Source organism: Limnobacter sp. (genome assembly GCF_964228395.1).
Taxonomy (GTDB): domain Bacteria; phylum Pseudomonadota; class Gammaproteobacteria; order Burkholderiales; family Burkholderiaceae_B; genus Limnobacter.
In genome coordinates, this window is sequence record NZ_CAXQZX010000041.1 from 1 (window position 1) to 22,631 (window position 22,631).

The window sequence follows — 22,631 nt, forward strand, 5'->3', positions numbered from 1 at the left end:
GGGGCAATGGCCCCTGCTGGCTTCTGGGCAAGCGAAGGCGGCTCAGGTGGCATGCGAGCATGGCTTTGCTGCAGCGTGTGCGTGGACTTCGGCTACGCGAATCACCGGCGTGGCCAAGCGCAGCGCCGGGGCTGGGGTGGCACAGGCCGCGCAGGCCGATTCAGGGCAGCCCGCCCGGTTTGGCCCACGCCGAGGGGCCGAGGCGTGTTTCCCGCCCAAGCCCACGCTTGGCGGGAAACCGAATCGGATGCAATGGCGACACTTTCGCCTTGCATGCCCCCTCGGAAGGGACAAGAAGGGATACACGGGCTGATCCCAGGCCCAGTGGCTTGGGCTGCCTCAGCCTAGAAGCGCGGCGCACAACACTCCAAAGGGCCAACCCCAGGCCCAACGGCCAGTAGCAAGCCGGCACCAATACGCTGCTCTACAGCACCCGCCCCTCAGCCCTCGCATCGGCCAAATCAAACACCACCCCAAAGCCAATCGACCCACGAAATACCTTGACCATCACCAATGGTCCCTTAGGCCGCAATTGATCCCAGATCCAACGGGCGATGTTCTCAGAGGTTGGCATGTCGATGAAGTCGTTCAGGTAAGAGTGGTCCAAGCGCTTTCGCACCGCCTCCACCTGCTCGCTCAGCAGGCTTTCAGGCACCACATAGCCATCGGTCGCGGGCCCCTCAAACCACACCTCGGCGGTGTAGCTATGGCCGTGCAGGCCCGGCCAGTCTGGCAGTTGGTGGGCAACATCAAATGCAAATTGCTTAAAAACCTTCATGGCATTCCAATCACTTTGTGGGTTTGTACGCTTAAGCGCCAGCGGGGTTTGCTCAGGCAGGTTTGAATGGCCGTTTGCAGATTACGGGCGCGTACGTGCGCATCGGCGTGGTCCATGGCCTGCACAAAAAAATGTTCAAAAGCCAGCTCGCCCAATGCGTCGAGGTTTTGCCCCAACTGGGGCACCACCACTTTCATCTCGTTGCCATGGGTTTGCAGCAGTTCACTGCCAAATTTGGGGCTCACACAAATCCAATCCACACCCGGCGGCACAGGCAAGGTGCCATTGGTTTCAATGGCAATCTCAAACCCCTCGGCGTGAACCGCCTTAATCAGCGCGTCGTCCAATTGCAGGGTGGGCTCCCCGCCCGTGAACACCACATAAGGCCGCTGGCCAGCATGGCTTCCCTGATAGGTGGCGGCAATGGCTTTGGCCAGGGCTTGCGGCGATTTAAACTTGCCGCCGCCCACTCCATCGGTGCCCACAAAATCGGTGTCGCAAAACTTGCACACCGCCTGTGCGCGGTCCTCTTCCCGACCGCTCCACAAATTGCACCCGGCAAATCGGCAAAACACCGCCGCACGGCCGGCTTGGGCGCCTTCGCCTTGCAAGGTGTAAAACATTTCTTTGACGGTGTAGGTGCTCACAGCGGCCCCAGTTGGCTCGACAGGCGCCATGCTAACCGAAATGGATTTTGATGCCCAGCCTCAGGGCATATTGCCACGCAATAAAAAGGGCAAAAAAAATGCCCGGTATGGTTAACCGGGCAAACCTCAGAAGCAAAGGAGGAGGGATGTGAGACCTCAGTTTGCAACCACCCTCCCCGCCTTTCAAGTCCATTTTTCGAGGCTTTCCTCGAAACCCGCGGGTTACATCGCTCACATCCACCCTAGAGCAAACACTCGATTTGGGTGAAAATCGCACGGGCGTTCGCTTTCCAGCCTGCAAGCTGCCGCGCCGCACCAATTTAGAATAAAAAACCCAAAGCCAAACAAGCTGGCTTTGGGTCTGTTGTCAAAAACGCACAAGTTACTTTCAAGTTACGCCAATGCTTGGTAAAGCCGCGTCTCTTGATCAACACCATGCACCCACCACGGGGTGCTTGTTTCCCTCAAAAGGGCAAGGCCACCCCAGGGGCCACTTTCAAAATGGCGGCCTTGAATTCCCCTTGGATTCTGGCCAGGGCGGCATCGTTGTCGGCCTCAAAACGCATCACCACCACTGGCGTGGTGTTCGACGGACGGGCCAAGCCAAAACCATCGGGATATTCTGCACGCACGCCATCAATGGTCACCACACGCTCAGAAGACGGGAATTCCCCTTGCGCTTGCAACTGGCTCACCAGGGCAAAGTTTTCACCCTCGGCTGTTTTTAGCTGCAATTCAGGCGTGCTGCTGGAGTTTGGCAAGCCATTCAACTCGGCCGAGGGGTCGGCACTGCGCGACAAAATCTCCAACAAGCGGCAGCCCGCGTACAAGCCATCGTCAAAACCGAACCAGCGCTCTTTAAAAAATACATGCCCGCTCATTTCACCGGCCAAGGGTGCCCCGGTTTCTTTGAGCTTGGCCTTGATCAAAGAATGCCCCGTGCGCCACATCAGTGGCTCACCACCGGCTTCTTTCACTGCGTTGGCCACATGGCGTGTGCACTTCACGTCATAGATCACCATGGCACCCGGGTTGCGGGCAATCACATCGCGGGCAAACAAAATCAACTGGCGGTCTGGGTAAATAATTTCGCCATCCTTGGTGACCACCCCAAGGCGGTCGCCATCGCCATCAAAGGCCAAACCGATTTCTGCATCGCCACGTTTAACCGCGGCAATCAGGTCTTGCAGGTTTTCCGGGTGAGCAGGGTCTGGGTGGTGGTTCGGAAAATTGCCATCCACCTCGCAAAACAGCTCTTGCACTTCACAACCCAAGGCTTCATAAAGCTCTCGTGCAAAAGCTCCCGCCACGCCGTTGCCACAATCCACGGCGATTTTCATGGGGCGCTCCAGCTTGATGTGCCCCACGATGTTCTTCAAATAATCGGGCCACACGTTCAACTCGCGATAGCTGCCGCGCTTGACACCCGTCGCCGTGCCCCGGGTGGGCTGCTGCGTTTGAATCCATTTCAGCAAGCCCAGGATGGTCTCGCCGTACAGGGTTTCGCCCGCCACCATCATTTTGAGGCCGTTGTATTGCGGTGGGTTGTGGCTGCCTGTAACCTGCACGCCCGTGCCGTTGCCCAACAAAAAGGTAGCAAAGTACACCAGCGGCGTGGCCACCATGCCCACATCCACCACATCCACCCCAGCGTCTTGAAATCCATCTGCCAAGGCCTTGCACAGGCGAGGGCCCGACAATCGACCATCGCGCCCCACCACCGCCTCGGTTTTGCCACGTTCCAAAGCCAACGCACCCAGGGCGCGACCCACAGCGTAGGCGGCGTCTTCGGTCAGGGTGTCATCCACAATGCCGCGGATGTCGTAGGCTTTAAAAATTGAAGGGGAAATGGTCATGCGGGCACCCAATATACAAAAATAGTTTGGAAAGGTTTGAAGTAGCTTAAGGCCGATGGGGCTGTGTGCTCAAGGCTCTGCGGGCATAATACAACTTTTGATGGTCCGCAAAACGCTTCACCCATGGCCCACTATGCAATTGGCGACGTGCAAGGCTGCCTAAGCTCCCTAGAGCACCTGCTGCAGCACATTTCGTTTAACCGAAGAACCGACACCCTGTGGTTTGCTGGCGACCTGGTCAACCGCGGCCCTCGCTCGCTGGACACCCTTCGGTTTATACGTGGCCTTGGCACCTCGGCCCACACGGTGCTGGGCAACCACGACCTGCATTTGCTGGCGCTGTGGTGCGGCGTGGGCAGGCAACACAGTTCGGACACCATTGCCGAGGTGGTCAATGCTCCCGATGGTCGCACGCTGATTGACTGGCTGCGCCAACAACCGCTGGCCTTGCAATTGCCCACCCCCAACAAAGCCTTGTTGGTGCACGCCGGGGTATTGCCGCAATGGAGCCACGCCAAAGCGCTGGCACTGTCGGCCGAAGTGCAAAGCGTGCTGAGTGGCCCACATTGGCAAAATTTCATGGCCGTGCTGTACGGCAACAAACCCAACCGCTGGGATGATGCGCTTGAAGGGGAGGATCGCCTGCGATTGGTCGTCAATGTATTTACCCGCATGCGCATGCTGCGCGACGATGGCAAAGTGGACTTCAAATTCAAGCTGGAACCCAAAGACGCCCCGCCCGACCTAAAGCCTTGGTTTGAGTTTGAGCGCAAACCGGCGCAACAGGAAGGCCCGATTGTGTTTGGGCACTGGTCCACCCTGAACCAATTGAAAAACCCCGCTGGCTTTTGCCTGGACAGCGGCTGTGTGTGGGGTGGCAAGCTAACCGCCCTGCGCCTGGATGATCTTCAAATTTTCCAGGTGGATGCGCTAGAGCCCCCGGCAGCCACCGTGCCTTAAAGTGGCTGGGTGGCTGGTCCGTGTTGGCTAGTCGAGGTTGCCCGCCAAGTGCGCCGCAATTTGAGTGTAGGCCAGGTCGCTTAAATCGTGCCGGGTTTGCCCCTCAGTGGGCATGGGGTGGTGGAAGTGCAGCTTCACCACATAACCCTTGGGGCTGTTTAACAGCACCGCAATGTTTTGCATCAGGGTTTGTTCGCCCACAAAAGCCGGTTCTTCGCTAAAGCGCCCATCGGTGCTGCAGTACTGCAAACTCACGGGCAACAAGGGCACACCCGCCATAATGGCAGGCTGCACAAAATTGCTGTGAAAATTCAAAGGGGTTTGCCCTGTGCCCGTGGTGCCTTCAGGAAACACCGCCACGCTGCGCCCAGTTTTGATCACTTGCACCGCCGCCTGAATCACATCCCGCACCGCATGCCGCTTGCCTCGTTCAATAAACAGCGTGCCGCTGCGCTTGGCCAAGGTGCCACCAATGGGCCACTTCGAAATTTCAGCCTTGGCAATAAATGTCACAGGCTCTACGGCATTGAAGGCAAAAATATCCAGCCAAGACACATGGTTGCTGTACAGCAAATACGGCCCGTGCAGCGCGTAGTTGGCTTGCGTGCTTTCGTAGCTGGCCTGCACTTGCACCTTCAAAATGCTCAGGAGTTTTTTGGCAAACCATTGTTCAGTTCGCTTGCGCTGGGGGGTACCAATTAGCGGCCATGCCAGCAATGCCAGCAACAAGCCCCCCAGCAAATGGGCCACCAGGCGGGCCAGCACCCAGGCTTTTCGAAGCGAATCCATTTAAGCGGCCAACACCTGAATGCGCTCTTTTTCAAGCGTGCTGTAGCTTTGATTGCCGTTGACCATGGTGAGCTGCACCTTGCCCTGCATGGGAAAGCCATTGAACGGGGTGTGCTTGCCTTGGCTGATCAAGCTGTTGGGACCCACCACCCAATCCACATCGGGGTTGAACAGACACAAATCGGCCGGCATCCCCGGGCGCAAACTGCCTGCCTGCACTTTGATGATGTTGGCTGGGCCACTGCAGAGCAATTCCACCATGCGGCTGGCGGGCACCTGTTGCTCACGCATCCATTTCACAGTCAGGGTCAACAACAACTCCAGGCCCGTGGCCCCAGCCTCGCTTTCTGCAAAAGGCAGCAGCTTGGCATCGTCGTCCACGGGCGTGTGGTCTGAGCAAATGGCGTCGATGGTGCCATCCAGCAAGCCTGCTCGAATGGCATCACGGTCACGTTGTTCGCGCAGGGGCGGCACCAAGTGTGCATTGGGGTCAAAAAACCCGATATCCATGTCGGTGAGGTGCACATGGTGCACACTCACATCGCAGGTGACGGGCAGGCCTTCTTTTTTGGCCTGGCGAACCAGTTCAACCCCCTTGGCGGAGCTTACCCGGCAAATGTGCATGGCCGTGCCTGTATTGCGAATCAACTCAAAGTAGGCCTCCATGGCAATGGTCTCGGCCATCACAGGCACACCGCTCAATCCCATGCGCGATGCATACGCGCCCGCGTGGGCCACGCCCCCACGGCTGAGGTTGGGTTCATTGGGGCGCAAAAACACCGTGAAGTTAAAGTTGCGGGCGTACTTCATGGCCTGCAACAACACGCGCAAATCGCCAATCGGCTTTTCAGCTTGCCCAAAACCCACGCAACCCGCCTCGTTCAACTCGGCCATTTCGGTGAGGGTTTCGCCCTTCAAACCTGTGGTGAGCGCCCCAAGGGGATACACCTTGGCCAGGTTTAACTGCCGGGCTTTGAACTTCAGCATTTCAATCAGGCCAGGCTCGTCGAGTACAGGGTCGGTGTCGGGTGGACACACCAGCGAGGTTACCCCACCGGCCATCGCAGCTTCCATTTCGCTTTCAAGGGTGGCGCGGTACTCGTAACCAGGCTCGCGCAGGCGGGCAGACAAATCCACCAGCCCAGGCAGAACCCACATGCCGCTGGCGTCAATCACACGCCCGGCGGCAAAGTCGGCAGGTATGTCGCCCGGGGCGGCCACAGCCACCACGCGGCCAGCAGCCACCGCCACATCCATTACCCCGTCGGCACCGATGCTGGGGTCTATCACTCGTCCGCCCGAAATCAACACGCGCATTGCTTGTCCTTTTTACTCAGTTGGCCTCAGTGGCTGGTGCCCTTGCTGGAGGCCAAAATACTCATCACCGCCATGCGAACGGCGATGCCAAATGTCACTTGGTTCAAAATCACGCTTTGGGGTCCATCAGCCACCGCAGAGTCAATTTCTACGCCACGGTTCATGGGGCCGGGATGCATCACAATGGCGTCGGGCTTGGCTGCCCGCAGTTTTTCTTCGGTCAGGCCAAAGTGCTTGAAATACTCTTGAGCCGAGGGGATCAAAGCACCTGTCATTCGCTCCTTTTGAAGGCGAAGCATGATGACCACGTCGCAGTCCCGAATGCCCTCCACCAGATCGTGGTACACGCGCACGCCCATGGTCTCCAAATGGCCAGGCAACAGTGTGCGCGGCCCCACAGCGCGCACCTCTGGCACCCCCAGGGTGGTGAGCGCATGAATATCGGAACGCGCCACGCGGCTGTGCAAAATATCGCCCACAATGGCCACACGCAGCTTGGTGAAATCTTGCTTGTAGTGGCGAATGGTGTACATGTCCAGCAGCGCTTGGGTGGGGTGGGCATGGCGCCCATCGCCCGCGTTAATGACATGAATACTGCCGCCGGTCACCCTGTTCAAATGCTGCGCCAAAAAAGTGGGGGCGCCGCTTTCCGAGTGGCGCATCACAAACATGTCTGCCGACATGGCAGCCAGGTTGTCGATGGTGTCCAGCAGGCTTTCACCCTTGCTGGTGGACGAAGAGCCGATGTTCAAGTTCACCACATCGGCGGACAATCGCTTGGCCGCAATTTCAAAGGTGGTTCGGGTGCGGGTGGAGTTTTCGAAAAACACGTTAAACACCGACTTGCCCCGCAGCAGCGGTACCTGCTTAACCTCACGGTCGGTGACCGACAAAAACGACTCCGCTGTGTCCAAAATGCGATGAATCATCGCCTTGGGCAAGCCCTCGATGCTCAACAGGTGGATCAGTTCCCCGGCGGCGTTCAGTTGCGGGTTATTCAATTGGTTTTACCTCCAGATCCAGGCGGAAAGCGCCCTGGTCATCGCGGGTCAGCACAAACGATTGATTGGGTTTGAGTTGGTAATGCATGCCCACGTACTGGGCATCGATGGGCAACTGCCGACCGCCCCGGTCTAGCAGCACGGCCAGCTCAATTTTTGCAGGGCGGCCATAGTCGAACAAATGGTTGACAATGGCCCGTGTGGTGCGCCCGGTGTAGAGCACATCGTCCACCAACAAAATGCTTCGGCCTTCCACATCAAAAGGCACCTCGGCGGGCTTGGGGTCGTCTTTCAGGCCTCGCTGAGAAAAATCATCACGGTAAAAGGCGCTGTCCAAAAAACCACAAGGCAGGGCAAAACCCAGGTCGGCGTGCAAACGCTCAGCGATCCAGGCGCCACCGCTGTGCACCCCGATCAAACCCAAGGCACTGCGGTCTGGAAAGGCCTTGTCGATTTGGTCGCGCAGGCGGGCATATAGGCTTTCGGGGTTTGGCAGGTTCATTGCCCCTCCAGAAAAAACTGTTCCAAAATAAGGCAAGCGCTGCCCATGTCCACCCGCCCCTTGTTGGAGCGGGCCGCAGCCCCACCCATGCAACGCTCTATGATGGCGCTGGTGTAGCGCTCATCAACGGTTGCGCAGGGCAAGCCAAAACGGCCCTCCAATTGGCGCGCAAATCGCAGGCAACGTTGAGTGAGCTCGTTCTCGCGACCATCGGGGTGACGGGGCACGCCCACCACCAAGCCCTCGGGTTGCCACTCGGCAATCAGTTGTTCAATGCGGGCAAAACGCTGGGTTTCTTGTTCGGCTTCCACCACGCCAACGCCTTGGGCGGTTTTGGTGAGCGCGTTTCCAAAGGCAACACCGATGCGTTTTAAACCAAAATCAAAAGCCAAAAACAACGTGGGTTTTGAAGTGTGCATGGTGCTAAGCGTGCCCCGCTGCGCCGGTTAACAAGGAGGGGTCGATGCCCAGCAAACCGTAGGCACTGGCAAAACGCTCTTCTAGTGGTGTGTTGAACAAAATGTCGTCGTTGGCCGGCACGGTAAGCCATGCGTTTTGAGCCAATTCTTGTTCAAGCTGCCCCTCGCCCCACCCGGCGTAGCCCAGGGTAATCAGCCACTGGCTGGGGGCTTGGCCCTTGGCAACTGCCTCAAGAATGTCTTTGGACGTGGTGAGGGAAATTCGATCATTCACCGGCAAGGAAGAATTCCACTGCAAAGGGGCCGTGTGCAACACAAAACCACGCTCGGCGGCCACTGGGCCACCCGCCATCACGGGGAAGTGCTGGGGCAAATCGCCTTCCACTTCGAGCTCGATTTTTTCGAGCAGGGCCACAATGTCGAGGTCGGTTGGGCGGTTGATCACCAAACCCATGGCCCCTTTGGACGAGTGCTCACACAAATACACCACCGACCCCGCAAAACTGGGGTCGAGCATGTTGGGCATGGCGATCAAAAAATGACCGGACAGGCTAAATTCATTGGGGGTGGTGTTTTGGGGCTGGCTCATGCCAAAATTGTAATGCCTTTTTGCCCTGTTTTACCCCAACCCAAGCAGTACCATGCCAGCACCCACACTACAAAATCACCCCTTGTCCACCCAACCCCGCCCAAGCCAGTACGCCACCGGGCTGATGTGGTTTAGGCGCGACCTGCGCACCCACGACAACGCTGCCCTGTTTTATGCCCTAAAGCACTGCAAGCAGGTGCACTGTGTGTTTGTTTTCGACAAAACCATTCTGGACAAGCTGCCCAACAAGGCCGACCGCCGGGTGGAGTTTATTTGGGAAAGCTGCATGGCGCTTAAAAGCAAGCTGCAAAGCTTTGGCGGCGACCTGCACCTGCTACACGCGCATGCTGAGCAGGCCATCCCGGCACTGGTCAAGAAGCTGGGAGCGCAGGCCGTGTTCACCAACAAAGACTACGAGCCCGCAGCCATTTCACGCGATGCCGAGGTGGCCAATACACTCAAAAACGAGGGTGTAGAACTGTTCCGATTTAAAGACCAGGCTATTTTTGAAGAAGACGAGGTGCTCACTCAAGGGGGCAAGTTTTTCAGTGTGTTCACCCCCTATAAAAACGCCTGCCTCAAGAAGCTTGATGAGTTCCACCTCACCCCCTACCCCAGCGAGGCACGCATGGGGGCATTGTCACCCGTGAACAACCTGCCTGCGCCCACGCTGGAAGACATGGGCTTTGAACGCACCAACTTGCTGGATATGATCAAGCCCGGTGAAGAAGGCGCCCTGGACGCATTTGAAGACTTTCTGGACCGCATCGACAAATACAAAGACAAACGCGACTTTCCGGCCATTAAAGGGGTGAGCTACCTCAGCGTGCACAACCGCTTTGGCACCATTTCAATTCGACGTTTGGCCAAGGCCGCCTACGACCGCTTCCGCACCAGCGGCAGCGAGGGCGCCATGGGCTGGCTGAACGAACTCATTTGGCGCGACTTTTATTTCCAGATCATTTTCCACCGGCCCGATGCAGCACAACATGCATTCAAACCCGAGTACGACCACATTCAATGGGACAGCGATGAAAAAGCAAAAAAGCTGTTCAAGGCCTGGTGCGATGGCAAAACCGGCTACCCCCTGGTGGACGCCGCCCAACGCCAACTCAACCAAACCGGCTTTATGCACAACCGCCTGCGCATGGTCACCGCCAGTTTCTTAACCAAAGACCTGGGCATCGACTGGCGCTGGGGCGAGCAGTACTTTGCCGACCACTTGAATGACTTTGACCTGTCGGCCAACAACGGGGGCTGGCAGTGGGCCGCCAGCAGTGGGTGCGACGCACAACCCTACTTCCGAATTTTTAACCCGCACAGCCAGTCCGAAAAATTTGACCCCGACGGTAAATTTATCCGCAAATACTGCCCAGAACTGGCCAAGCTGTCGAACAAACACATTCACAACCCAGCCGAATGCCCACCCTTTGAATTGCAAATGGCTGGTGTGGTGCTGGGTCAGACCTACCCCCGGCCCGTTGTAGAGCACGACGTGGCCCGCAAAAAAACGCTGGAGCGGTATGCCGTGGTGAAAAAAGCGAAGGTGGAGGAGTGAAGGTTAGCGAGCAATATTCTGAGTCTCCAGCCCTTGCCTTTTTTCTAACAAAAAATCAATCAGTGCTCTCGTCTTGGCTGGCATCTGGGCGCGAGACGGCACGTAAATGTAGAAACCAGAAAATGGTTTGCACCAATCTTTTAAGACCCGTACCAGTCGGCCTTCGGCCAGATGTTTTCTCACACACAAGTCGATGTGCTGGATTAAGCCTACTCCCTGAAGCGCGGCTTGAATCATGCTTTCATCATCGTTGAATGTGGCATTTCCATTGGGCTCAAAAACCACGGATTCATCGGCGTGCTTCGGTTTCGAAAAACTCCATTTATCGATTGCCCCACTGGTTGTGAATCTGTAGGCCAGGCAATTGTGCTGCATCAAGTCCTCAGGAGACTGTGGAACTCCATGTTTCTCAAAGTAATCGGGTGAGCCAACGATTGCCATTTCAAGATTAGGGGTAACGGGCACCGCCACCATGTGTTCATCTAGGCTTTTTCCCATTCGAATTCCGACATCGGCGCCTTCAGCCACAATATTGGAGAAGCCTTCATTCATCATCAATTCAATTTTCAACTTCGGATACAACGCAAGAAACTCAGACAAATTCGGTTCAATCAGAAGTCGGGCAGCAACCCGTGAGGTGTTGATTCGGATGAGCCCAGAGGGTTCTACTTGTGCCTCCTGAGTGGCCTCAAGCCCTCGCTGCATGGCCCTGAAAGCGGGCAGCAGAACATCAAACAAGTGCTGCCCCTCATCGGTCAATGAAATATCACGTGTTGTGCGGTTCAAAAGGCGCACATTCAATTGCGTCTCCAAAGATTTCAATTGTTGTGAGAGGGCCGCTCGCGTGACCTCCATTTCAGCCGCCGCTTTGGTAAAGCTTCGATGTTGGGCAATGTGAACGAAATATCCAAGAGAAGGCAGAATGGCCGGGGTAAGCTTCATATTGTATAGATTCGCTAAACAGTGATTTAATTTAAAACATATTTATCTAAACAAAGTATAACCTTAGAATTTTTTCCACGACGCACACTTTTTGAACCAACTCAAGGAGCAGATCATGGAAAAGATTCAAATTCAAAACTTCAATGGCCAAAACATCACTTTGGCAGCAGTCATCAACCACCCTAAAAACTTTGACCCAAGCACGCAGTACCCCGCCATTGTTGTGGCCCACCCGGGTGGCGGCGTTAAAGAGCAAACAGCAGGCTTGTATGCCCAAAAGCTTGCAGAGCAAGGCTTTGTGACCATTGCCTTCGATGCTTCATTTCAAGGTGAAAGCACTGGCGAGCCTCGTCAGCTTGAGAACCCATACGTACGCACCGAAGACATCAGCGCAATCGTTGATTACTTCACCACCCTGCCATTTGTTGACCCCTCAAGAATTGCAGCCATGGGCATTTGTGCAGGCGGTGGTTATGCAGCCAACGCCGCCATTAACGATCGCCGGATCAAGGCACTTGCAACGGTAAGCGCAGTCAATATTGGCTCCATGTTCCGAAACGGCTGGGACAACAATGTGAAGGATGCCGACGCAGCAGCCTATTTGGACTTTGGCTCTCAAGCGCGTAGCCGCGACGTGGCTGAATCCAATTACGCGACGATTCCATTGGCCCCCATGCGCAAGGAAGACGCGCCCAACAAGGAACTGGAAGAAGCATGGGAGTATTACCACACCCCCCGTGCCCAACACCCCAATGCTCCGGGTTTTGCCCTGGCTCGCAACTTGAACCAGATCATCACCTACGACGCCTACAACAAAGCGGAAGCGTTTTTGACTCAACCCATCTTGACCATTGCAGGCAGTGTGGCCGGTAGCAAATGGATGAGTGAAGACCTGCTTGCCCGGGCGGCCAGCCAAGACAAACACATGCACGTGGTTGAAGGTGCCAATCACATGTCGATGTATGACGGTCCTGACTATGTTCGTGAAGCGGTGAATGAGCTGACCAAATTCTTCAAGCGCACCATTGCCGCATAAAGACAACCCAGATCTGATTGAGGAGAAATATGATGAAAAGCGTAAAAATCAAGCACACTTATTGGGACATCGCCGCTGACCTGTACTATCCGCCAAACTTCGACGAAAGCAAAAAGTACCCAGCAATCATCAGCGCACACCCTATTGGCAGCTGCAAAGAGCAGACAGCCGGCAACGTCTACGGCAAAGCGCTGGCAGAAGCCGGGTTTGTTGTGATCGCTTTCGACCGCAGCACACAAGGGCAGAGCGGCGGTCTGCCACGCTACATCGAAGACCCGGCCATGGCCGTAGAAGACTTCAGCCGCGTCACGGATTACCTGGTGACGTTGCCCTATGTCGATGCCGATCGCATCGGAACCCTGGGGATTTGCGGTGGCGGTGGTTATGCCATCAATGCAACGATGATTGAGCGGCGCATCAAGGCAGTGGTTAGCATCACAGGCGTCAATTTCGGTCGCTTGTGTCGCGAGGGCTTTAGTGGTTTCGACCCCATTGGGCAGATGGAAGCGATGGCACGGCAGCGCACTGCCGAGGCCCGAGGCGATGCACCGCAGGTAGACCAGTTGATTCCACCCTCGTTGAATGTGGCCCATGAGGCTGGCATAACAGACATTGACGTGCTCGGTGCCACCGACTATTACCGCAACCGCTGCATCAATGACCACGCAGGCACACGCGCCATGTTCTCTCGCCGCGCCGCCTCCGTTCTTTGGGATGGCTTTCACCTGGCAGAAACCCTGCTGACAACGCCGCTGATGGTGGTGGTCGGTGACAAGCCGGGAGGCTTTGGCGCTTACCGCGACGGCCTGGAGATTTATGGCCGTGCTGCGTCGAAGGTCAAGGAGTTGGTCGTTGTTGAAGGCGCATCACACTACGACCTGTACGACCAGCCAGACCCGGTCGGTCAGGCATTGGCCAAAGTGCTTCCCTTCTTCCAGAAGAACCTTTAATGACCGAGTTGACGGAGCTATCCTTATGACCAAAGTGTTGATTCTGGGTGCGAGTGGACAAATTGCCCGATGGGTCGTCCAGATGCTGGGCGAGCACAAAGACATCGAGCAAACCCTGCTAATACGCGATCCCAAGAGGCTGAGTAGTCAAGAGCCACCGAATGCCAAGGTTGTGATTGGCGATGTGATGGACAAAAAGCTCCTGGCCAACATCATGGAAGGCCAAGATGTTGTCTATGCGAACTTGGCCGGAGACGTGGATGTGCAGACGGAGCGCATTTTGACAGCCATGAGGGCAAAGGGTGTCAAGCGGCTGATTTTCATCAACTCGCTTGGCATCTATGACGAGGTACCGGGCCAGTTTGGTGACTGGAACCGGCGCGAAATAGGGCAGTACCTGCCACCCTATCGCAAATCTGCGGATCTGATCGAGGCTTCGGATATGGACTTCACCATTCTGAGGGCGGCCTGGTTGCAGGACGACAATGAAGTGGACTTCGAAATCACCACCCGTAACGAACCGTTTAAAGGCACAGAAGTGTCCCGCAAGAGTGTGGCTGCATTGGTGGTCGAACTGGTGCAACACCCCGAGCGGCTGGTGCGAGCCAACGTTGGCGTGAACAAGCCCAATACGGATGCTGACAAACCTGCCTTCCTTTGAGCCATAACAAAACACCATGTCGAGAAAACTGATGACTGCGATGTACTGGATTTTTGCCGCTGTGGCGGTTATGTTGGGTTCGGTGTTTTGCTACCTTTACGCCGTGACCTGGATTGAGAGTCGACAGGCCGAGAACTTGTTGGGCAAGCAACCCTATGTAGCAGCCCCAATCAACACCTCCCGCACAGCAGTTGTGTATTTCTCGCGTTCGGGCAACACGGCACTCGCAGCAAGACATGTTGCCAAGCGACTTCAAGCGCAACTTTTTCCCTTGAATGCGCCTGACTACGAACTAGGCTTGCTCGGTCTGACACAAGCGCTCAATGACGCAAATGCGCGGCGATCGCAGACCGATCTACTGCCAGAAATCACACCGCGGACGATAGACTTGGCGCCATTTGATACGGTTTGGCTCGGCTCTCCTGTGTGGCTGTACAGTCCAGCACCGCCAATCTGGGCCTTTGTTGAGCACAACCGATTCGATGGCCTACATGTCGTGCTGTTCAACACCTTCAACAGCCATGTTGGTGAGGAGTATGTGGCCAAGCTCAAGGATAAAGTCACGGCGCGGGGGGCTAAATCCTTTGAACATCGCCGCATGCTACGCGGACGCATGACACAGCAGATCACACCCGAGCAAATGCTACATGCCATCGACGAAGAGTGGTTTTCAAAGTAGACCATGCCTGGGTATTGCGGTCGATTTGCTCAAAAAGCTGTTTTACATATTGCTTAATGCAGCCGGACTGTTTCCCTGCAGGGCGGGCATTCAGGGCATCTGCACGCTCCATCCCCCGCCCCAAGCAGACCCGGCTTGGCATTTCTACTCCTTCGCTGCTTTACTTCATACTGCAAGGCCTTATTGTTCTTGAACCCTCAGCGGCATGAATTCCCCAGCCAGCACCTTCCACGAAGACCACCTGCGCCGCCGCGCCCAGTCCCTTCAACTGGCCTTTACCCGTGCGCTCAATGGCCACGATGGCTCTACACCACTTTACCTGCATCAGGAAATGGATTTTTTGGGCCACTTTGAACCCGACGCCAAAGTCAGCCTGGCCATGCTGCCCCAAGTGATGCAGCAAGACCCCGTGGCTGGGGTCATGATGATGACCGTCCATTTGGACGCCCACCAATCATCTACCCTGGTTTCCGCAGTTGAAAGGGGAGCACTCACCAGCGCCTTGTTAATGCAATTGTTTGGTCCCAACAACCTCCCCGGCAATTTGGCCAACCTCATTGAAGCGCTGGTGAAGGCGCGGTTTACCGGCAAGCTTCAAAAAGAGTTTGGGGCCATGATGGCCAGCGGCAAAGCCCGTACAGTCAAGCTAGGTAACGGTGTAGAACTTAAAGTCGTGGGTTTAAAGGGACCAAACCAATTTGGCAAACACGCCGATGTAATGCTACGCATACGCCAGCCCAATGCCAAACAAATCACCCTGCTCGAAAAACACCAATACCAAGCGATTAGCAAGAACATCCGCAGCAAGTCCTTGGGCAAAGATGCATTCAAATACGGCAAGGTGCAAAGCTTGAGCCGTCAAATGTCTGACGAATTGTGGGAGTTACGCAGGCTGCAAGGTGCCCCCTGGCTGGGCTCCATCAAGGCGGGTGGAGCGCTGGCCTTTGCCCCCACGCTGATTACTGACGTTTTGAACAACTACAACCACCACGCCAAGTTGGATCAAAAATTCAACTACAAGCAATTTGCGGTGGATTCTGTAAAAAATCAAACCGGCAACGCACTTGCTTTGGCGGGAGGTTATGCAGCAGGTGTGAGTGCCGCCGTCATTTTCGGTTTAGCAGGTGCACCACTCGTTGTTATTGGCCTCTTGAGTGCGGTTTTTATTGGGGTGTTTTACGATACCTCCGACCTCAAAATACAGATTGAGCACAAAGCCCAATCATTGTTTGGTAATTCCTAAGCCAGTGTGAGACACAAGACATGTTAGGAACTCAGACAACGCAATTCATCTTTTTTAGAAAAGTGCTCGCTGTTTTCGGCATGCTGACATTCAGCACAGTGCATCTATTCATTTACGTCCATGAAATCAATTTCATCATAGGCAGTGCTTTGGCAATGGCTTGCTTAATTGTGGCTTTTACGATGGTGTATCACATCGAGTTTGGAATGAAGCCAAGTGCAAACACACTCATCCCACTGACCTTTTTTGGCATCTACTGTTTCAGCGTTTTCACTTTTCAGGGCGATTTGGTTCTCAGTTGGAGCAACAAGATTAGCGAGTCGAGTGAACCCCATTGGCCGTGGAAATTTTTCACATTTAGTCTGCTGGTCCTGATTACTTCCGCATGGACTGCATATCGAAATGCTCGATCGACCCTAACTATCAAAGCCTACACAAACAAACCCTGGATTGATCTTTGGCTCATGTGGATATATCCGAATAACCACAGTTACGATACCCAACTAACCATCAGCAAAATTTGGGGGCTCATCTTGCTGATGAGCATCCTTGCCGGGCTGGTTGTGTGGGTGGGAGTGACAAATTTAAGCCCGCCACACCCCAAGTATATTAGTGCGATTGTTCTACACGTGGCTTTGGCATTAATCACGCTAATTTTGCACATGCACGCTGGAATTCTGATTGGCGAAAATATTCACATAGCGGCCTTTTGTAATCGGTACGGCTTTGAATCACTGAGCCACTGCAATCATGATGACAAACTGAAGTGGCGCCACGACTACGTGAAGTACCACCTCCCGGCGCCCATACGGGCACTCAATCTACGGTTATTTAACCAGCACATTGAGGCGTACCAGGCCTACCTCGCCAGCTCCAAAAGATGACCGCTGCGGGCATTCGCTCCTCACTAATCGAGGAACAAACAAAAACCTTGTTTGGAGTGTGACCTGCATGTTAAAGCCCTATCTGCCTTTTTATGACTTTCTGCTTTCCGCACTATGTGTGGGGTTAGGGCTTGGATTTGGGGTCGCCACCCCGCTAGCGTGGGCTTTGGAATGGTCTGTCGTAACCTGGCTAATCGTCTTTTTAAGTGCGTCGCTGACAGCGTATGTTTGGCTGTATTACACCGTGTTTGTCATGCCCTCTGTAACACTCTCATCAGTTGTCATTGGCATTCTTGCGCTTACTCCTCTGTCTGTGATTTTCACCTTTCCGGAGTTGTTGGCTTGGCGAATTGGATCAAATCTTTTTGAGTCGGATCAGGCTCGTTTCTTCAACGCATTTTATTCGCTGGTAGCAGCAATAATTGGATTCTCATGGGCCTACTTGGATACACACATTAGGCTGGAAAAACATAAAGACTCCCCGACAGAGCCGGTTTGCCTCATGAGCATCAACATTTACTCTTCAGCTCACTGCTTTGAAACAAGTGAGGCCCCACGAGGCATTAAGACGTTGGCCATCGTTTTGTTTATCGTAGGGTTGATCATGCTGCAGCTTTTTCTTGTTCCCTCCGTTTCGGCAGAGACAACTCAAGTAAAAAACCTTATCGCAAAAGTGGGGGTCATGATTCCTAGTGGATACTTCTGGGGTTTGACTTTCATGACTTTGGGGCAGGTCATTTACCTTATAGCCCACGAAGGGAAAGCCAGTAAAAAGTTTGTTTTGAGAAATTTTGATCAAAGGCTCAAATGGCGCCACGACTACGTGAAGCACCACCTCCCGGCGCCCATACGAGCACTCAATCTACGGTTATTCAACCAGCACATTGAGGCGTACCAAGCTTACCTCGCCAGCTCTAAAACTTGATTCGTTTTACGCAGTTATACCCAGCTGCCACACAGGCGCTGCCCGCACCGTCTCCAAGTTGCGGCTTGTATTCTTCTTTGAATTCACTGAATGCGAAAGTGACCACCTCCAAATCGCCGTCTTCGCCGGCACCCAACGAAATATCGATATCGCTCACAATCACATCCTTGAAGGTGATGCGCAAATACTCCAGTGGCACCAATCCCTGCTTGCGTTTGGTGAGCACCATGGAGTCATAATGCTGACCCACACAAGTTTGGGCATGCAGGGTTGGCGATGCTCGGTCAACACGCTTTTCAACCCGAAGGGCCTTTATTTCTGACTTACCCGCAGGCGCCAACATACCGCCATTGATGCCCACCGCCACTTGCATGCCCCAACGTGCAGTGAGCAGTTCCATCTCGCCTGCATGGCTTGCATCAACCGACTCACCAGTAATACCGCCCACCTTCAAAAATAAATCTGCTGGCATTGACACAAGCTCCAAAGAATTGAAAAGGTCACCAGTGTAATCAGCACACCTGCAGGGTTATAAACACAGCCCCTGCTCACCTCGTATGGGTGATGCCATGCAGAACCAAGCAGCCTGTGAACCATCAATGCGACGCTGTCACTGAAGGGCATTACAAACGCACACGCCCCGCATGTCGAACAGGCCCCTCATCCATGGCCGCGCCCAAATTCTGGTGGGCGACACCACCTCCCACGGCGGGGTGGTGGTTTCTGGAAGCCCCAATGTCACCGTCAACGGCATCCCTGTGGCCCGCCTGGGCGACATGGTCACCTGCCCGCTTTGCAAACCGCACTCCTTCACCATTGTGGAAGGTTTGGGGTCTGTTACCGCCAACAACATTCCACTTGCATTGCATGGCCACAAAACCGCTTGCGGCGCCACCTTGATCGCAGCCGCTGCGGGTGTCACAGCACCAGCGCCTGATGATTCGAACAAAAATATATAAAGTGGACTGGGTGCATCAGTCGACCAACTTATTGCAAAATCACCCACCTTGATTAAGGATCTTGATCACATAAGAGCGCATGATTTCAAAATCAAATTTGGTCCAGTTGGCCAGGGGTCAAGCCTAAACCGATCAACGCGCACAATACTGCTAGACTCAAACCTCAAAAACGACCCAAGAAACTTGGTTCAAGTCTTGGCCCATGAAGTAGGTCATGCCATGCACGGACCTAAAAATGATGTTTCTTCAAGACAGTCTTATTTGAACGATGTACTGGACGATGAGGGTGCTGCAACCATGAAAAACATACAGGTCCAGCGCGAAATTCTTACCAATGGTGGGCCCAATATAGGCATCGCTGGCAATCAAGCAAATCACGCCGAGTATTCAAGAATTTATGACGCATTCTTGAAAAATGGCAACAAAGCGAAAGCGATTCGCGAGCTTGGACAAATAGTCGGACAAAAGGAGATAACCTCCACCACTGGAGAGAATTACATCAAGTACTACGGTGGTTGGTATGACAAACATTATGGTAAATAGCCAAGAATCCAAAAAATGCGATCTCATGTTCAAGTGTTTCTGTGTACTTTGATGTGCGTAACAACTTCCATTCTGACGTCGGATGCAATAGCAATGAATCAATCTGAGGAACTCGGCCACCTAATTCAGGGTTTCACATCAAGCAAAGGATTGACCCTAGAGAAAATCCAATCGACGCTTGGTAAGGCACTGGTGCTCAATGGTACAGAATCTGATGAGTACAGCCAGGTTTTCCAAGCCTCTCATGTCGGGACGGTGAGGGGGCTATTGCTTGAAAAAATCGAGTTTCGCCAACCCGGCCCCAAGAGTAAAAGCACAGGCTTTTTGATCATTCAGATATCGGGTTCTTGCTACAGTAAATCAAGTGTTGAAAATCTGTATCAGCCTCTGCAACTTATTCAAGTGCCGAGAGGGCATTCGGAGCACGAGCAGATCGCATACAAACATGAATTCACTTGGGGCGAATTGTCGTTTGGATTTTCTCAATCCGAACCCCACTGCCTGGTCTCCATCGCGCTTTCGCCTGCGCACAGGGATTGCTAGTGCAGCCTTTTTGAGTTGCGAGGCGCTTTACCCTTGAATGGCAATCGCACTGAACGCTTTGTCGATGGCCACTCGAGTGGCCTCGATCACATCGTCATTGTGCGTCACCGACACAAAGCCAGCTTCAAACGCCGAGGGCGCCAAGTAAACACCCGCATCCAGCATGGCATGGAAGAAGCGGTTGAATCGCTCACGGTTTGAGGCATTCACCTCTGCAAAGCTGCCCGGCACTTTTTCACTAAAATAAATACCAAACATGCCACCAATGCTGTCTGCACAAAAGGTCTCGCCATGGGCATAGGCCGTGGTGTTGAACGCCTCCACCAGCTTGCGTGTTTGCGTGGCCAGGGTTTCGTAAAACCCAGGTTGTTGCAGCAGGCAAAGTGTAGTTAAGCCAGCGGCCACCGCCACCGGGTTTCCACTCAAGGTGCCCGCCTGGTAAACCGGGCCCAAGGGGGCAATGCAGCCCATGATGTCTTTGCGCCCACCGAAAGCGCCCACAGGCATGCCGCCACCAATAATTTTGCCCAGCGTGGTGAGGTCCGGTGTAATGCCATACACCCCTTGCACGCCCTGCGGGCCCACACGGAAGCCGGTCATCACTTCATCAAAAATAAGCACGCTTCCATGCTGGGTGCAAAGCTCGCGCAAAGCGGTTAAAAACTCGCGCGTGGGTTTCACCAAATTCATGTTGCCGGCCACAGGCTCCACAATCACACAAGCAATTTGGTCACCGCTGGCTTTGAACAATTCGTGCAATTGCTCCACGTTGTTGTAGTCCAGCACACGGGTGTGTTTGGCAAAATCTTCGGGCACACCCGCCGAGGTGGGGTTGCCAAAGGTGAGCAAGCCAGAGCCTGCTTTCACCAGCAAGCTGTCTGCATGGCCGTGGTAGCAGCCTTCGAACTTCACAATGGTGGGGCGGCCTGTAAAACCACGGGCCAGGCGAATGGCACTCATGGTGGCTTCTGTACCGGAGCTTACCAAACGCACTTGCTCCAGCGAGGGCAACATTTGGCACAAGGTTTCGGCCATGACGATTTCGGCCTCGGTGGGCGCTCCAAAACTTAAGCCGTTCACTGCGGCGTCTTGCACCGCTTTGATCACGTCGGGATGTGCATGCCCCAACACAGCGGGGCCCCACGAACCAATGTAGTCGATGTATTGCTTGTCATCTGCGTCCCACACATACGGGCCGCTGGCGCGCTTAAAAAACCGGGGAGTACCACCCACCGATCGAAATGCCCGCACCGGGGAATTAACACCACCGGGAATGGTGCGTTGGGCTCTTTCAAACAGCGCTGCATTGCGACTCATTGTGCTACTCCAGATTCAAAGGTTTTCACCCACAAACGGGCGTTGTGTTTTACTTCATGCGGATTGGGCTGTGCGCCAAACAAACCACTCACCGTGGCCACGGCATTGGCACCAGCGGCCTTCAACAAAGGCAGGTGTACCACGCCAATGCCGCCAATGGCTACACTGGGCACCCCCAACGCGCTGGCTTGCTGAAACAAGGCCAAGGGCGCCCGCACTGCTTGCGGTTTGGTGGGGCTTGCAAACACAGCACCAAAAGCCACATAACTTGCACCCTGGGCCACCGCCTGCTGGGCCACTTCGATGCGATTGTAACAAGAAGCCCCCAGCACCCAAGGCAGGGGCAAGTGAGCGCGGGCGGTGGAAATAGGCTCATCGTGCTGGCCCAGGTGCAAGCCCAACAGGCTGGGGCTGTTCTGCCAGGCCTGCGGCCAAGCCGCCAACCATTCCGAGGGCGCGTCGTTCACAATCAGGCCGGCGCCATGTGTTTCGCAAAGGCCCAACAATTGCCCCACCAAGCCCCGCAACTGCGGCTCCGCCCATGCTTTTTGGCGGCATTGCAGCAACTTCACCCCCCCTTGCAAAGCGGCTTGCACACATTCGAGCAAGGCATCCTCGGTCCACGCCCCACCCAGCTCCGGCGTGATGGCATAGACGCCTTCAATGCGCGCTGCGTTGTTCATGGCTTCGCTCTCCATAATCGGTCGGGTATGGCCTGCCCCTCACCCACATCAAATCCGTGCGCCAAGGTGTGCCAGGTGTAGTCCAGGGCCAAGCCTGTGGCGTGTTCCAAAGGCTGCCCCAGGGCAAGCAAGGTGGCCAATGCACTGGCCAGGGTACACCCCGAACCATGGTATTGCCCGGGCAACCGCTCGCAGGGCCAAACCACCGGGGCGGCATTGATTGTGTACAAAGAATTGACCACCTGCCCGCCAGGCAAGTGCTCACCCTTCAGCAACACCGCTTTGCAGCCCATGCCCAGCAACGCTTGGGCAGCGGCTTCAGGCTGGCTTTGCCCGGTAAAAGCCTGCGCCTCGGGCCAGTTGGGGGTCAACACGTCCACCACAGGAAACAGCGCCGTTTTGAGGTACTCAAACAACGCCTCGGCCCCAAAACCATCGCCCCGCCCCGAAGCACGAACGGGGTCCACCACCAATGGAACACCGGGCCAACGGGCCTTCACACCCAGCAGGGCGTCTACGGCATGCTGGCTGCCAAGCACACCGGCTTTGAATGCACAGGGTTGTAGGGAATCGGTCAACAGAGCATCCAATTGGGCAGCCACCCAGTCGGCGGTGGTCGGCTCAAATCGAAGTACGCCTTGGGTGTTTTGTGCGGTCAGCCCGGTGACCACCGTGAGTGCGTGCCCACCCAGCGCAGAAACAGCCAGCAGGTCTGCCTGCAAACCCGCACCACCTGTGGGGTCCGAGGCCGAAAACGTCAAAACCAAAGGCCTGTGCTGAAGCATTGAAAAACCCAAAAAAACCCGCAGGCTTTGTGATTGCCTGCCAAACTCAGTATTATCCACCCGTT

The 22,631-nt window shown here is 54.9% G+C and carries 27 protein-coding genes; 13 read left to right on the forward strand and 14 right to left on the reverse strand.

The features are described 5' to 3' along the window. Window positions 1-313, forward strand: a 313-nt coding sequence (locus tag ACEQU8_RS02940; protein ID WP_370261346.1) for a hypothetical protein, incomplete at its 5' end; no start/stop codon positions are given. 111 nt (window positions 314-424) lie between these two features. On the opposite strand, the gene ACEQU8_RS02945 is transcribed toward ACEQU8_RS02940, so the two are convergent. The 3 genes from ACEQU8_RS02945 to ACEQU8_RS02955 all read right to left on the reverse strand — a co-directional run bounded on the left by ACEQU8_RS02945 (window position 425) and on the right by ACEQU8_RS02955 (window position 3,281). Further along, window positions 425-778, reverse strand: coding sequence for a 6-pyruvoyl tetrahydropterin synthase family protein (locus ACEQU8_RS02945; protein ID WP_370261347.1), 354 nt, complete (start codon window positions 776-778; stop codon window positions 425-427). Continuing rightward, on the reverse strand, window positions 775-1,455 hold the full coding sequence (gene queE / locus ACEQU8_RS02950) for a 7-carboxy-7-deazaguanine synthase (protein ID WP_370261349.1): 681 nt from the start codon (window positions 1,453-1,455) through the stop codon (window positions 775-777). Before queE ends, ACEQU8_RS02945 begins: the two co-directional genes overlap by 4 nt. 434 nt (window positions 1,456-1,889) lie before the next feature. Next, window positions 1,890-3,281 (reverse strand): phosphomannomutase/phosphoglucomutase, encoded by a 1,392-nt coding sequence (locus tag ACEQU8_RS02955; RefSeq protein WP_370261350.1) that lies wholly within the window; start codon window positions 3,279-3,281, stop codon window positions 1,890-1,892. Between the two features lie 123 nt (window positions 3,282-3,404). Between ACEQU8_RS02955 and ACEQU8_RS02960 the strand changes: the two genes are divergently transcribed. Continuing rightward, on the forward strand, window positions 3,405-4,241 hold the full coding sequence (locus tag ACEQU8_RS02960) for a symmetrical bis(5'-nucleosyl)-tetraphosphatase (RefSeq protein WP_370261351.1): 837 nt from the start codon (window positions 3,405-3,407) through the stop codon (window positions 4,239-4,241). 27 nt (window positions 4,242-4,268) lie between these two features. Here ACEQU8_RS02960 and ACEQU8_RS02965 read toward each other — a convergent pair whose 3' ends face one another. From ACEQU8_RS02965 to ACEQU8_RS02990, 6 genes are read right to left on the reverse strand one after another with little or no spacing between them, the layout of a single operon-like run. Continuing rightward, window positions 4,269-5,030, reverse strand: a complete 762-nt coding sequence (locus tag ACEQU8_RS02965) for a lysophospholipid acyltransferase family protein (RefSeq protein ID WP_370261352.1) — start codon at window positions 5,028-5,030, stop codon at window positions 4,269-4,271. Beyond that, complete coding sequence (locus tag ACEQU8_RS02970; RefSeq protein WP_370261354.1) at window positions 5,031-6,347, reverse strand: dihydroorotase; 1,317 nt, start codon at window positions 6,345-6,347, stop codon at window positions 5,031-5,033. A gap of 26 nt (window positions 6,348-6,373) precedes the next feature. Continuing rightward, a complete protein-coding gene (locus tag ACEQU8_RS02975; RefSeq protein WP_370261355.1) occupies window positions 6,374-7,348 on the reverse strand; it encodes an aspartate carbamoyltransferase catalytic subunit in 975 nt (324 codons plus the stop codon). After that, complete coding sequence (pyrR, locus tag ACEQU8_RS02980; RefSeq protein ID WP_370261356.1) at window positions 7,341-7,850, reverse strand: bifunctional pyr operon transcriptional regulator/uracil phosphoribosyltransferase PyrR; 510 nt, start codon at window positions 7,848-7,850, stop codon at window positions 7,341-7,343. The genes ACEQU8_RS02975 and pyrR overlap by 8 nt, the downstream gene beginning before the upstream one ends. Continuing rightward, window positions 7,847-8,269 (reverse strand): Holliday junction resolvase RuvX, encoded by a 423-nt coding sequence (gene ruvX / locus ACEQU8_RS02985; protein ID WP_370261358.1) that lies wholly within the window; start codon window positions 8,267-8,269, stop codon window positions 7,847-7,849. Before ruvX ends, pyrR begins: the two co-directional genes overlap by 4 nt. A 4-nt stretch (window positions 8,270-8,273) precedes the next feature. After that, window positions 8,274-8,858 (reverse strand): YqgE/AlgH family protein, encoded by a 585-nt coding sequence (locus tag ACEQU8_RS02990; RefSeq protein ID WP_370261359.1) that lies wholly within the window; start codon window positions 8,856-8,858, stop codon window positions 8,274-8,276. A gap of 52 nt (window positions 8,859-8,910) precedes the next feature. Between ACEQU8_RS02990 and ACEQU8_RS02995 the strand changes: the two genes are divergently transcribed. Next, on the forward strand, window positions 8,911-10,416 hold the full coding sequence (locus tag ACEQU8_RS02995; protein WP_370261360.1) for a deoxyribodipyrimidine photo-lyase: 1,506 nt from the start codon (window positions 8,911-8,913) through the stop codon (window positions 10,414-10,416). A 3-nt stretch (window positions 10,417-10,419) separates the two neighbouring features. Here the strand turns inward: ACEQU8_RS02995 and ACEQU8_RS03000 are convergent, their stop codons facing one another. Further along, window positions 10,420-11,358, reverse strand: a complete 939-nt coding sequence (locus ACEQU8_RS03000) for a LysR family transcriptional regulator (protein WP_370261361.1) — start codon at window positions 11,356-11,358, stop codon at window positions 10,420-10,422. Window positions 11,359-11,473: 115 nt separating this feature from the next. Here ACEQU8_RS03000 and ACEQU8_RS03005 point away from each other — a divergent pair, with 115 nt between their 5' ends. The 7 genes from ACEQU8_RS03005 to ACEQU8_RS03035 all read left to right on the forward strand — a co-directional run bounded on the left by ACEQU8_RS03005 (window position 11,474) and on the right by ACEQU8_RS03035 (window position 17,736). Then, complete coding sequence (locus ACEQU8_RS03005; protein ID WP_370261364.1) at window positions 11,474-12,394, forward strand: alpha/beta hydrolase; 921 nt, start codon at window positions 11,474-11,476, stop codon at window positions 12,392-12,394. 32 nt (window positions 12,395-12,426) lie between these two features. Next, the gene (locus ACEQU8_RS03010) at window positions 12,427-13,344 is read left to right on the forward strand and encodes an alpha/beta hydrolase (protein WP_370261365.1); all 918 of its coding nucleotides are present in this window, start codon (window positions 12,427-12,429) and stop codon (window positions 13,342-13,344) included. Between the two features lie 25 nt (window positions 13,345-13,369). Beyond that, window positions 13,370-14,005, forward strand: a complete 636-nt coding sequence (locus ACEQU8_RS03015) for an SDR family oxidoreductase (RefSeq protein ID WP_370261366.1) — start codon at window positions 13,370-13,372, stop codon at window positions 14,003-14,005. Window positions 14,006-14,036: 31 nt separating this feature from the next. Continuing rightward, on the forward strand, window positions 14,037-14,684 hold the full coding sequence (locus tag ACEQU8_RS03020) for a flavodoxin family protein (protein WP_370261368.1): 648 nt from the start codon (window positions 14,037-14,039) through the stop codon (window positions 14,682-14,684). Between the two features lie 205 nt (window positions 14,685-14,889). Then, the gene (locus tag ACEQU8_RS03025) at window positions 14,890-15,927 is read left to right on the forward strand and encodes a hypothetical protein (RefSeq protein ID WP_370261370.1); all 1,038 of its coding nucleotides are present in this window, start codon (window positions 14,890-14,892) and stop codon (window positions 15,925-15,927) included. Between the two features lie 20 nt (window positions 15,928-15,947). After that, window positions 15,948-16,811 (forward strand): hypothetical protein, encoded by an 864-nt coding sequence (locus ACEQU8_RS03030; protein WP_370261372.1) that lies wholly within the window; start codon window positions 15,948-15,950, stop codon window positions 16,809-16,811. 67 nt (window positions 16,812-16,878) lie between these two features. Further along, window positions 16,879-17,736: a hypothetical protein gene (locus tag ACEQU8_RS03035; RefSeq protein WP_370261374.1), complete on the forward strand. Its 858-nt coding sequence runs from the start codon at window positions 16,879-16,881 to the stop codon at window positions 17,734-17,736. Here the strand turns inward: ACEQU8_RS03035 and ACEQU8_RS03040 are convergent. Beyond that, window positions 17,726-18,208 carry an Hcp family type VI secretion system effector gene (locus ACEQU8_RS03040; RefSeq protein WP_370261376.1) on the reverse strand — a complete coding sequence of 161 codons (483 nt, stop codon included), beginning with the start codon at window positions 18,206-18,208 and terminating at the stop codon, window positions 17,726-17,728. The two genes, ACEQU8_RS03035 and ACEQU8_RS03040, sit on opposite strands and share 11 nt — an antisense overlap. A 172-nt stretch (window positions 18,209-18,380) precedes the next feature. Between ACEQU8_RS03040 and ACEQU8_RS03045 the strand changes: the two genes are divergently transcribed. The 3 genes from ACEQU8_RS03045 (at window position 18,381) to ACEQU8_RS03055 (ending at window position 19,781) form a co-directional block, all read left to right on the forward strand. Further along, a complete protein-coding gene (locus ACEQU8_RS03045) occupies window positions 18,381-18,695 on the forward strand; it encodes a PAAR domain-containing protein (protein ID WP_370261377.1) in 315 nt (104 codons plus the stop codon). Between the two features lie 195 nt (window positions 18,696-18,890). Beyond that, window positions 18,891-19,238: a hypothetical protein gene (locus ACEQU8_RS03050; RefSeq protein ID WP_370261378.1), complete on the forward strand. Its 348-nt coding sequence runs from the start codon at window positions 18,891-18,893 to the stop codon at window positions 19,236-19,238. 93 nt (window positions 19,239-19,331) lie between these two features. Then, entirely contained in the window at window positions 19,332-19,781 is a 450-nt protein-coding gene (locus ACEQU8_RS03055) for a hypothetical protein (RefSeq protein ID WP_370261379.1), read from the forward strand. Between the two features lie 27 nt (window positions 19,782-19,808). Here ACEQU8_RS03055 and hemL read toward each other — a convergent pair whose 3' ends face one another. Genes hemL through ACEQU8_RS03070 form a run of 3 tightly spaced genes read right to left on the reverse strand, consistent with a single transcriptional unit; the run spans window position 19,809 to window position 22,542 of the window. Beyond that, window positions 19,809-21,098, reverse strand: a complete 1,290-nt coding sequence (gene hemL / locus ACEQU8_RS03060; protein ID WP_370261381.1) for a glutamate-1-semialdehyde 2,1-aminomutase — start codon at window positions 21,096-21,098, stop codon at window positions 19,809-19,811. Further along, entirely contained in the window at window positions 21,095-21,781 is a 687-nt protein-coding gene (locus ACEQU8_RS03065; protein WP_370261382.1) for a thiamine phosphate synthase, read from the reverse strand. The genes hemL and ACEQU8_RS03065 overlap by 4 nt, the downstream gene beginning before the upstream one ends. Then, window positions 21,778-22,542 (reverse strand): hydroxymethylpyrimidine/phosphomethylpyrimidine kinase, encoded by a 765-nt coding sequence (locus ACEQU8_RS03070; RefSeq protein WP_370261383.1) that lies wholly within the window; start codon window positions 22,540-22,542, stop codon window positions 21,778-21,780. The genes ACEQU8_RS03065 and ACEQU8_RS03070 overlap by 4 nt, the downstream gene beginning before the upstream one ends. Window positions 22,543-22,631 lie beyond the last annotated feature (89 nt).